This window comes from Malaciobacter canalis (assembly GCF_008000835.1).
In the GTDB taxonomy this organism is placed as follows: Bacteria; Campylobacterota; Campylobacteria; order Campylobacterales; family Arcobacteraceae; genus Malaciobacter; species Malaciobacter canalis.
This window is the reverse complement of the sequence record NZ_CP042812.1, coordinates 1,519,428-1,529,110: the sequence shown is the minus strand read 5'-3', so window position 1 is coordinate 1,529,110 and position 9,683 is coordinate 1,519,428. Positions and strand designations below refer to the sequence as shown.

General features: G+C 24.4%; 12 protein-coding genes. 10 read left to right on the top strand and 2 right to left on the bottom strand.

Features of this window, described 5'->3' with window-relative positions:
* Positions 1-144: 144 nt before the first annotated feature.
* The 9 genes from ACAN_RS07640 to ACAN_RS07600 are packed head-to-tail and all read left to right on the top strand — an operon-like array spanning position 145 to position 7,691.
* On the top strand, positions 145-825 hold the full coding sequence (locus ACAN_RS07640) for an energy-coupling factor ABC transporter permease (protein ID WP_099333312.1): 681 nt from the start codon (positions 145-147) through the stop codon (positions 823-825).
* A gap of 3 nt (positions 826-828) precedes the next feature.
* Positions 829-1,671, top strand: coding sequence for a sirohydrochlorin cobaltochelatase (locus ACAN_RS07635; protein WP_099333311.1), 843 nt, complete (start codon positions 829-831; stop codon positions 1,669-1,671).
* Positions 1,672-1,679: 8 nt separating this feature from the next.
* Complete coding sequence (locus tag ACAN_RS07630; RefSeq protein ID WP_099333310.1) at positions 1,680-2,339, top strand: precorrin-2 C(20)-methyltransferase; 660 nt, start codon at positions 1,680-1,682, stop codon at positions 2,337-2,339.
* A gap of 8 nt (positions 2,340-2,347) precedes the next feature.
* On the top strand, positions 2,348-3,175 hold the full coding sequence (locus ACAN_RS07625) for a phosphotransferase (protein ID WP_165773024.1): 828 nt from the start codon (positions 2,348-2,350) through the stop codon (positions 3,173-3,175).
* A gap of 54 nt (positions 3,176-3,229) precedes the next feature.
* The gene (locus ACAN_RS07620) at positions 3,230-3,415 is read left to right on the top strand and encodes a hypothetical protein (protein ID WP_099311559.1); all 186 of its coding nucleotides are present in this window, start codon (positions 3,230-3,232) and stop codon (positions 3,413-3,415) included.
* A gap of 17 nt (positions 3,416-3,432) precedes the next feature.
* A complete protein-coding gene (locus tag ACAN_RS07615) occupies positions 3,433-5,229 on the top strand; it encodes a TonB-dependent receptor plug domain-containing protein (RefSeq protein ID WP_099333308.1) in 1,797 nt (598 codons plus the stop codon).
* Entirely contained in the window at positions 5,229-6,053 is an 825-nt protein-coding gene (locus ACAN_RS07610) for an ABC transporter substrate-binding protein (RefSeq protein WP_099333307.1), read from the top strand. Before ACAN_RS07615 ends, ACAN_RS07610 begins: the two co-directional genes overlap by 1 nt.
* On the top strand, positions 6,037-6,729 hold the full coding sequence (locus ACAN_RS07605) for an ATP-binding cassette domain-containing protein (RefSeq protein ID WP_099333306.1): 693 nt from the start codon (positions 6,037-6,039) through the stop codon (positions 6,727-6,729). The genes ACAN_RS07610 and ACAN_RS07605 overlap by 17 nt, the downstream gene beginning before the upstream one ends.
* The gene (locus ACAN_RS07600; protein ID WP_099333305.1) at positions 6,726-7,691 is read left to right on the top strand and encodes a FecCD family ABC transporter permease; all 966 of its coding nucleotides are present in this window, start codon (positions 6,726-6,728) and stop codon (positions 7,689-7,691) included. Before ACAN_RS07605 ends, ACAN_RS07600 begins: the two co-directional genes overlap by 4 nt.
* Here ACAN_RS07600 and ACAN_RS07595 read toward each other — a convergent pair.
* Complete coding sequence (locus ACAN_RS07595) at positions 7,688-8,302, bottom strand: acyl carrier protein phosphodiesterase (RefSeq protein ID WP_099333304.1); 615 nt, start codon at positions 8,300-8,302, stop codon at positions 7,688-7,690. The genes ACAN_RS07600 and ACAN_RS07595 overlap by 4 nt on opposite strands.
* A 119-nt stretch (positions 8,303-8,421) precedes the next feature.
* A complete protein-coding gene (locus ACAN_RS07590; protein ID WP_099333303.1) occupies positions 8,422-8,631 on the bottom strand; it encodes a malate dehydrogenase in 210 nt (69 codons plus the stop codon).
* A 54-nt stretch (positions 8,632-8,685) separates the two neighbouring features.
* Here ACAN_RS07590 and ACAN_RS07585 point away from each other — a divergent pair, with 54 nt between their 5' ends.
* Positions 8,686-9,657, top strand: a complete 972-nt coding sequence (locus ACAN_RS07585; RefSeq protein ID WP_099333302.1) for an SLAC1 anion channel family protein — start codon at positions 8,686-8,688, stop codon at positions 9,655-9,657.
* Positions 9,658-9,683 lie beyond the last annotated feature (26 nt).

Below are 9,683 nucleotides of genomic sequence, written 5' to 3'. Positions count from 1 at the left end.
ATACCACAAAAGAGCTTATGAAAACGAAATAAACTCTTTAGACCCACCAAAAAAATCTCAAATTTTACTATTATTAACAAAATAATCATTACTTAACATACAAATATTTCATAATTGAAATTTATATACATTAAAGGACTATCTATGCATATAGAAGCAGGAGTTGTGCAAGGCGCAAAAATGGTTTTAAGTTATGGAACGGCTGCCGTTTCATTTGGTATTGCTATAAAATTAGCAATCAATAGTATTAAACAAAGCGGATTTTTACCTACTATTGTAAAAACTGTTTTAGCTACGGTTTTTGTATTTATGTTTTTTGAGCTTTTACCTCATCATGGGGTAGGTGTTTCAGAAGTTCATCTTATTTTAGGTTCAACACTGTTTTTAATTTTTGGAGCTGCACCTACTGCTTTTGGTTTAGCTTTTGGTTTATTAATTCAAGGTTTGTTTTTTGCACCATTTGATTTACCTCAATATACTATAAATGTAACTACTTTGTTAATGCCTTTATTTGCAATGATGTATATTGCTAATAAAATTATTCCTAAAAAAACAGCATATAAAGATATAAACTATAAAGATGCTTTAAAACTTTCAGTTATGTATCAAGGTGGAATTGTTTCTTGGGTTGCCTTTTGGGCACTTTATGGACAAGGTTTTGGTATTGAAAACTTAAGTTCTGTATTGAGTTTTGCTCTTGCTTATATGAGTGTTGTTATTTTAGAACCATTTATTGATTTAGCAGTTCTTGCAGGTGCAAAAAGTTTAAATACATTAAAATCAAGTGCTTATGTTGAAGCAAGATTATATAATAGCGTGAAGTAATTAATGAAAAGATTTAGACACTATAATAGAAAAAGAGCTATTGTTTTAGCTTGTTTTGGTTCAGTAATAGAGCAACAAAAGTATTTAGATTTAGAAGATAAAGTAAAACAAACATATCCAGACTGTGAGGTTTTTACCTCATTTTCTTCAAGAATGGTAATAAAACTTCTAAAGAAAAAGAAAAAAGAAGTTTATAAAAATCTTCCTCAAACTTTAGCTGATGTTGATATGCAAGGCTTTAAGCATGTTGTAATAGTATCTGTTAATATATATCCAACTGATGAACATGAGTTTTTAAAAAAGATTGTTGATGGATTTAAGCATTTTTCTATGGCAAACCTTGCAATTACAAATGCAATACTTACAACATCAAAAAATACAACTTCTTTTTTAACTTCTTTAAATGAACAAATAAGTAAAGATGATACTGCAAATTTATATATTATTCATGGAACACCAAAATTAAATACTATAGGAATTGATTCTATAAATTACACAAGTTCATTATTAGAAATGATTGACAAAAGAAATTTTACTTGTTCTTTAGAGGGAGCTTTTCCTTATTTTGTAGTAAATAATGTAATAAAAGAAAAAATAAAAGAAAAAGGCTTTAAAAAAGTTCAAATTGTACCACTTCTTTTGGTTAGTGGAAATCACTATATTAAAGATATGACTGAAATAAAAGAGGATTTAAGTGATAGTTTTGAATCTTTTATTACTCCTTCTTTAACACAAGGTGAGAATTTTAATCTGTTAGAGTTAGCAAAAACACAAGAGATTATATTAAGTAATATAAAAGAGTCTTTTAAAATGCTTGGTATTAGCCATAAAACAATGACTTATTAGGAAAATATATGAAATTAAATATGGTTTCTTTAGGGCCTGGTGATTATGAGCTAATCACATTAAAAGCATTAAAGGCTTTACAGTCTTGTGATGCGATTTGTATTCCTACAAAAAGTGCAAATAATAGTTTTGAAAAGTCAATGACTTACAAAATAGTAAAAAAACTAATGGATGAGTTTAGTTTTGAAAAAACAATAATTCCTATGTATTCTCCTATGCGCTTTAAACAAGAAGATTGGCAAAGACAAGTTGATATAATCTTTGATTCATTTAAATTATATGAAGACTTATGTTTTGTAACTTTAGGAGATAGTGCAGTTTATAGTACAGTTTATTATCTTCTTGATATTATAAAAGAACAAAATAGGGCTATTTATGATAACTGTGAGGTAATACCTGGAGTTACTTCTTTTTCCCATGCCTCTGCTAAAGTTAAAAAGCCTTTATGTGTTGGAGATAGTAGTTTTATTATAAGACCTTTACATAAAAGAAAAGTTCCTTTTACAACAGTTTATATGCGTCCAAAAGTAGGTATGCAAACAGATATTATAAAAGATAAAAAAGATATTTATACTTTTGAGAATTTAAATTATGAAGGTGAAGAGATTTTAAATTATAAGAAAGAGAGAGTTGATAAATATATGACTTTATTTATTGATTTTGTGTAATTATGGGTGTGAAAACAAAATTAGATTTAAAACAGATAAATAGTTTTTTTGATAAATATATATTTGTAGATATAAAAAAGACAAAAGAGGGAATTTCTGATACGGTTTATATTTTAAAAGATATAAATAATAAATCCTATGTTTTAAAGTTATATGAAACTAATAGCTTTAAAAAAGTAGAAGAAGAAATAAAAATTTTAAACTCAATTAAACACTTACAAACTCCTATTGTTTTGGATATTTCAAGAAAATATATTAAGCCTTTGGTACTTTTTTCATTTAAAAAAGGGGAAATAAAAAAAGAAGCAAGTCTTCAAAACCTTAAGCAAGTAGCTACTTTTTTTAAACAACTTCATAGAATAAATTTAGATTTTAAGACAAGTCATGATTTTGATTTAAAATCCTTAATAAATAAGCTTGATAATAATGAAGAGTTTATAAAAAGGTATAAGCATATAAAAGATATTAAAGTAGAAAAAAACTCTTTAATTCATGCTGATTTGTTTTTTGATAATGTACTATTTTACAAAGATAACTTAAATACAGTTTTAGATTTTTCAAACTCATGTATTAGTGATTATAGATTTGATTTAGCAATTATAGTTTTGACTTGGTGTTATGATAAAAATAGTATCAATGAAAACAAAGCAAACTTTTTTTTACAAGAATATGATAAAAAAATAACACTAAAGTGTATAAAATGCTATCTTTTGTATGTATGTTTATACTATGCTTTAAAAAGATATATCAACTTAAAAGAAGGAATCTATAAAGATGTATGTTATAAGGAGTTTCTTTTAAAATATGATGAAATATTTTCTAATAGTTTTAATTAAATAAGAGTTAAATTTTAAACAATATAATTTCAAAAAATTTTAAAGGAGAGAAGTTTGAAAAAGCAAAGAAGATATTTTACGCTATTTACTATTTTATTGGCAACTGTAGAATCTAAAATATTAAGCTTATATAGTTTGATTTTTACATTAAACAAATATACTTTTGTAAAAGTGCATAAAATACTTTTATTAAGACAATTGAAACCAATAAAACTTTATTCAACAAATAATATAATCTAGGGAGAATTAATCACACAATGAAACAGAATAAGAAACTATCTACAAGCTTAGTAGCAAGCTTACTAATAGCTACAACAACTGCATGTGCAAAATATGATATTACACCAATTACTATTACAAGTGCTTCTAAAACAGAGCAATCAATAAAAGATGTAACAGCTAATGTTGATGTAATTACAAAAGAAGAGATTGAAGAGAAAAGATTTACTACTGTTAGTGAAGCATTAAGTACTCTTCCTGGAGTATCAACTATTAGTAATGGAGGTATGGGGCAACTAGATTCATTGTTTATTAGAGGTATTGATACAAAACGAATATTAGTATTAGTTGATGGGATAAGATATAATGAACCAACAGGTCTTAGTGGAGCACCACTTGCACAATTAATGATAAATGATATTGAAAGAATTGAAGTTGTAAAAGGTTCTCAAAGTGGTATATGGGGAGCTGATGCTAGTGGTGGAATTGTAAATATAATTACATCAAATTCAAAAAAAGGCTTTCATGGAAATGCTTTAGTTGAAGCAGGAAGTTTTAATACAAGAAAATATATTGCTTCAATTAATAATAGAACAGAAAATTATTATATTAAATTTAATGCTAATAGAATTAGTACTGATGGTTACAGCTCATTTGAAGCAAAGAAGAGTAGTCCTGATTATGGTAAAAGATGGGATGATTTAGGTTTAGAAAGAGATGGGTATTCAAATAATACTTATAATATATTAGGAGGGATAAATTTAAATCAAAATAATCAGATAAATTTTTTATATAAAAATATTGACTCTGAATATGATTATGATAATTCCAATTCAGATAATAAAGAAAATAAAACTTATCTTAATCATTATTTTAAGTTAGTTGATTACAAATATAAAAATAACTATTTTTCTACTAAATTAGCAATGTCTCAAGGGAAGTTTGATAGAAGACAAGGAGATACTTTTCATACAAAAAGTATAGTAAATGAATTTTTAATAAATACAAATATTTCATATTTAAAAAATTCAAATTTGATGTTTGGATTAAATAAACAAAATTTTGAAGATGAGTTTAATGAACAAAAATATCAAACTGAAGCAGTTTTTATATCAAATAATACAAAATTAGGAAAATTTAATTTAACACAGGTGCTAAGGTATGATAATAATAATGCTTTTGATGAAAAGATAACTGGTAAAATAGGAGTAAAATATAATTTTAATAAAGACTTTTATATATCTTCAAATTATGGAACAGCATATAATGCACCTACTTTAGGTAATTTAAGTTACACTCCATCCTTAGAACCAGAAACAACTAAATCTTTTGATTTAAATTTAGCCTACAAAGGTCTAACATTTACATATTTTGAAAATAAGATAGAAAATATGATTAATTATACTTTTGTACCATCTTTTCAATATTTAAATGAAGATGGTATCTCAAGATTTAAAGGATATGAGTTATCTTATAAAAAAGATATTTTAGATGATACTTTTTTATCTTTAAATTATACTCATTTAAGTGCAAAAGATGCCAATGGAGAAACTTTAAGTAGAAGAGTAAAAAGAGAATTAGGATTTTCATTGGATTATTATGGGTTCTCAAAAGTTCATTTAAATTTAAATGGTTCTTATATTGGAGATAGATTTGATAATAAAGTGCAAACAGGTAGATATACACTTTTTAATTCTGTGATTAATTACTCAATCAATGATAAAACAAAACTATATTTAAAACTTGATAATATAACAGATAAATATTACCAAACAGTAGATGGCTATGCAACAGCAGGAAGAAGTGCTTATGTTGGTTTAAAGGTTAGCTTTTAATGAGATTTTTCATACTTTTAGTTTGTGTTATTAGTATTAGTTTAGCAAAACAAAGAATTGTAACCTTATCTCCTTCAATAAATGAGATAGTTTATGCTTTAAACAAAGGCGAAGAAGTAGTTGCAAATACAGCTTATTGTAACTACCCAAAGGAGTCAAAAAAAGTTAAAAAAGTAGGTGGATATGCAAATGTATCTTTAGAAAAAATACTTAAAGTTAAACCTACACTTGTTTTAACACAAAACTATAATCAAAAACTAATAAACAATCTAAAAGCTTTAGGAATTAAAACTTTAGTTTTTAAAACTGATACAATAGAGTCAATTAAACATACAATTAAAACTTTAGGTAAAGAGTTTGATAAACAAAAAAAAGCAAATGAGCTTATTTACTCAATAGATAAAAGTTTAAAAAGTATAGAGAATATAATCACAAATCAAAAGATAATGATTGTAATTCATCCTAGCAAAAACTTGAAAAAAAGTATTTTTATTGCAGGAAATAATCTATATTTCAATGATATTTTAAAAGCATCAGGTAATAAAAATGCATATATTTCTAAAAATCAAGCTCAACCTGTATTGAATGTAGAAAAAATAATAGCTTTAAATCCGGATATTGTTATAATATTAGCAGCTTTTTTTGAAAACGATAAAGAAGCTCTTGATGAGGTAATAAATGTATGGAAAAAATTACCAATAAATGCAAGTATAAAAGATAATATTTATGCTATTGATAAAGAGTATGCTGGTATTCCAAGTCATAGAGTTAAATATTTTATTAAAGATTATAAAAAGATATTAGTTGATGTTAAAAGTAAGTAATTATAGTAATTTTATTTTAAAAAATATAAGTTTTTTTTTAAATGAAAATTTAGTAGTTTTAGGAGAGAATGGTGCTGGTAAAAGCACTCTTGCAAAAGTTATTTGTGGTCTTATTGAAAGTGAAGCTATTGAGCTTTATGAAAAAAATCTAAATAGTTTAAGTCAACAAGAACGCGCAAACTTTATAAACTATATCCCACCTAAACTATCAATTTTTGATGAGTATATTACATTAAAAGAGTTTTTAGAGCTTTCAAGTATAAATAGTGTAGATGCAAAAAGATTAAAAAAAGTAATTTTATTATTAAATTTAAAGAAATTAGAAAATAGATACTGCAATGATTTAAGTTCAGGAGAAAAACAACTTTTATTATTAGCTTCAAGTTTAATGCATAATGCAAAAATCACTATTTTTGATGAATTAACAGCAAATTTAGATATAAATAGATTAAAAGAAGTCTTTGATATTTTTAAATCAAACTTTTTAAATCAAAAAATAGTTATTACACATAATCTTGATTTAGCATATGCATTAAAGTTTAAAATACTTTTTTTAAAAGATGGAAAAATAGAGTTTTTTGGTGAGAATGAAGAGTTTTTTACAAATAAAAATTTAAATAAATTTTATAAAAATTCAATATCAAAAGTAAATAACCACTTGGTGGTAAACTTATGAAAAAGAGTCTTTTATATATTTTTTCCATAATAGTTTTATTAATAACTCCTTTTTTAGGAGAGGTGGATTTAGATTTTACGAATTTATTTTCAAAAGATACTTTAGATTATAAGATATTTTGGGACTTAAGAGTTCCTAGAAGTTTACTTGCTTTTTTTGTTGGAGCTATTTTGGCTTTAAGTGGTTTGATTTTTCAAATAATTTTTAAAAATCAACTTATTACTCCATATACTTTAGGAATTGCAAGTGGAACTACTTTGTTTACTGCAATTTCTATTGTATTTTTTCCAACACTTATTTTGTCTATTTCAGGAGTAGTTGGTTCAATCTTTACGATTTTAATTTTATATTTTATATCAAGATATATAAATAAAAATCAAATAGCAGTCTCTACAAATACAATCTTGCTTATTGGTATCTCTTTATCTTATTTTTATTCATCTGCTTTGATGTTGGTTTTTTATATTAGTAATTTACAAGAAAACTATTCAATTGTTAGATTTACTCTTGGGAGCTTAGATACGGTTGGTTTTTTTGATTGTTTTGTAGTTTTTATTTTTTCAATTATTTTATATTTTGTGATATTTAAAAATAGATTTAATATAAAACTTCTTTTAGTATCAAATGATACAGCATTTTTAAAAGGATTAAATGTACAAAAAACAAATATTACTTTACTTGTAGTAATCTCTTTAAGTGTGGGTGTATCTATAAGCATAGTTGGTCCTATTGGCTTTATAGGGCTTATTGTTCCTCATATTATTAAACTTATATATAAAAAAAGTGCAGAAAAACTTATTTTTCCTGTTTTTTTCTTTGGAGGAATTTTTTTAGTTATTTGTGATTTAATCGCAAGAAATTTAAATACAGATTCGGCTTTACCTATTGGAGTTGTTACTGCATTTGTAGGAGCACCATTTTTTATATATTTGTTAATTAGAAGAAATAAAAAACTAAATTAAATTTTCCAGTGTTTGATTTTTTTAGTATTTATTTCTTTTTTTACAATATCACAAAGCATAGGAAAAAACTCTAAGAAATCTTCTTCTAATAAAATGATATTATCGCAAACTGCATCATAATAACTAATTGCTGTATCCCTTGCTAGAAGCCTTTTTGATAATCTTAAATCGATTCTTTCAAAAGCTATTTTAAGATGTTCTAAATCTTGATATTTATTTAAAAGATCTCTTTTAATAAGACCTTTTATAAGAGTATTTGCTTTTTGGGGGAAATAAATAGCTCTTTTATTTGCTTTTGTATAAAAATCATATGAAAATTTTTCAATTGGAATATTACAAAATTTTTCCCAATTTTTTGTAAGTAAATAATCATAAGTCAAATCAATAACAATTGATTTTAATAAACCTTTCTCTTTTAGTCTTGCTTTACTTTTTATTACTATTTTATTTGAGTCTGTATATGAATCGATAATTTTATGTACTCTAACACCTTCTTTTAGCTCTTTGCTTGCATGATTCCAAAGCCTAGTTTTAAGAGGGTCTGCTAAGAAATTACCCAATTGAAAATCAATATGCTGTTCTGATAAAAAAATATGTGCTAACCAATTCATTAAATACCTTTTAAATATTATTTTAACATAAAAAAATAAATGAAAAATCAATGATTATAATCTAAGCTTATATATAAGTAAAATTTATTTAAGAATGATAAGTTATAATTATGTTTTAATTAGCATAAAGGCTTAATCTTTGCTTTTAGTTTTTTAGGAATATGTGCAAATGCAATAGTGCTGTTTTTGATAAATAGATTTTTTTCATAAATAGCTACATCTAAATTCATACTATTTGGATTTATATTTAACAGCTTAAGGTTTTGACCTCTGTCATTTTCAAATGATAGGTTTTGATTACTTAATTTAACTAAAGCTTTTTTTGCCATATAAAATCCTTTTTTTGCTAATTATAAATAATTTTATCTTAAAAGGTTTTTTTAATGAGCGATGAAACAATAAAATCTATTCCATCAAATAGATTACAGTTTTTTCCAGTTATGATGTTTGCTGTTATAATGGGACTTGGTGGATTAACATTGGTTTATGAAAGAGCACATGAAGTTTTAGGATTAAGCTCTTTTTTTTATTTAGTACTTAAAACTATAACAACAATTATATTTATTTTTGTAGTATTAACATACGTAATTAAACTATTTATGTATTTAGCTGAAGTAAAAAAAGAGTTTTCACATCCAATTAGAATAAACTTTTTTGCAGCAATTTCTATCTCTTTTTTATTAATGTCTGCAATTTATAAAAATAGTATTGATATTTCAAATATACTTTTTTATTTTGGATTATTTTTACATCTATTTTTTACTTTAAATACATTGAAATATTGGATAAATAATAATTTAGAGATGAAACATTCAAATCCTGCTTGGTTTATTCCTATTGTTGGAAACTTAATTGTTCCTGTTGTTGGTACAAATCACTTAGATTCTATGTATTTGACATTTTTCTTTTCAATTGGTATATTCTTTTGGATTATTATGTTATCAATTATTTTAAATAGAATAATTTTTCATAATCAGTTTGCACCAAAATTTATGCCAACACTTTTTATTTTAATAGCACCACCATCAGTTGGGCTTATTGCATATTATAAAATGACACATAGTTTGGATTTTTTTGCTTTAATATTATTTAATTTGGGATTGTTTTTTACTTTTTTGATTTTTTTTATGTATAAAAATTTTGTAAAAATTAAATTTTTTATATCTTGGTGGGCATTTACCTTTCCTATGGCTACAATTGCCCTTGCTTCAATTTTGATGTATGAGTTAACAAACAAGGATATTTACGAGTTCTTTTCATACTTTTTTAGTCTTGTTTTAACAATGATTGTTTTAATAGTTGCATATAATACAATTGTGCATATGTTTAAAAAAGAGATATGTATAATGGAATAAAATAATATTTCTTATAATAATTTATG

Bases quoted from the DNA above. Each gene is read 5' to 3' on its own strand.
- ACAN_RS07595 (WP_099333304.1), bottom strand. From the start codon at position 8,302: ATGAATTGGTTAGCACATATTTTTTTATCAGAACAGCATATTGATTTT.
- ACAN_RS07635 (WP_099333311.1), top strand. From the start codon at position 829: ATGAAAAGATTTAGACACTATAATAGAAAAAGAGCTATTGTTTTAGCT.
- ACAN_RS07590 (WP_099333303.1), bottom strand. From the start codon at position 8,631: ATGGCAAAAAAAGCTTTAGTTAAATTAAGTAATCAAAACCTATCATTT.
- ACAN_RS07640 (WP_099333312.1), top strand. From the start codon at position 145: ATGCATATAGAAGCAGGAGTTGTGCAAGGCGCAAAAATGGTTTTAAGT.
- ACAN_RS07615 (WP_099333308.1), top strand. From the start codon at position 3,433: ATGAAACAGAATAAGAAACTATCTACAAGCTTAGTAGCAAGCTTACTA.
- ACAN_RS07605 (WP_099333306.1), top strand. From the start codon at position 6,037: ATGTTAAAAGTAAGTAATTATAGTAATTTTATTTTAAAAAATATAAGT.
- ACAN_RS07630 (WP_099333310.1), top strand. From the start codon at position 1,680: ATGAAATTAAATATGGTTTCTTTAGGGCCTGGTGATTATGAGCTAATC.
- ACAN_RS07610 (WP_099333307.1), top strand. From the start codon at position 5,229: ATGAGATTTTTCATACTTTTAGTTTGTGTTATTAGTATTAGTTTAGCA.
- ACAN_RS07585 (WP_099333302.1), top strand. From the start codon at position 8,686: ATGAGCGATGAAACAATAAAATCTATTCCATCAAATAGATTACAGTTT.
- ACAN_RS07600 (WP_099333305.1), top strand. From the start codon at position 6,726: ATGAAAAAGAGTCTTTTATATATTTTTTCCATAATAGTTTTATTAATA.